This is a genomic window from Lewinella sp. W8 (assembly GCF_004375085.3).
In the GTDB taxonomy this organism is placed as follows: Bacteria; Bacteroidota; Bacteroidia; order Chitinophagales; family Saprospiraceae; genus Neolewinella.
The window spans coordinates 1-563 of the sequence record NZ_SNAQ03000069.1; the positions used below are offsets into that span (position 1 = coordinate 1).

Below are 563 nucleotides of genomic sequence, written 5' to 3' on the forward strand. Positions count from 1 at the left end.
GACTTTGCGCCGGAGAACTGGGGCCGCACGATCAGTGCGGATGAAAACAACGACCAGATCGCCACGATTGACTTTGGCGAAGACGAGATCGTCTTCACCACGACGGGCAACCCCGACTTTTTCGATTTTGCCCAGCCGTTCGAAGCGAGCGTGAACTTCCAGTTTGGCGAGGCGGGTACGGTCAGCCTGGATTATGACTTCAATGGCGCCGACCCCGGCTTCGACTTTGCGGCCGTCATCTACACCTTTGAGGGTGACCTGGTGGAAGCTCCGCTGTTCTTCGAGAGCAGCGCGGTGACGGGTACGGCCACGACGGAAGTGGAGCCCGGCTACGTGATCATCATGGGTATCCTTGATGATGGCTACGAGTCCTTCAGTGGAGAGGAGAGCGTATTTGTGGTCAACAACTTCAGCTTCACGCCGCCGGAAAGCCCGCTGCGTCTGGACAATTTCGAGACCTGCTGGGGTGTGGTGAACGCCGAAGACAAGACGCCACCGGCGGTGGTGACGACGCCCGATGACGTAGAACTGCTGTGCACGGACCTGGAGGCGATCTCGCTGAC

The 563-nt window shown here is 59.1% G+C and carries 1 protein-coding gene; it reads left to right on the forward strand.

Going from position 1 to position 563, the window contains the following annotated elements:
• Positions 1-563 (forward strand): hypothetical protein (locus E1J53_RS24085; protein WP_173021629.1); only part of this gene is annotated, 563 nt, incomplete at both ends.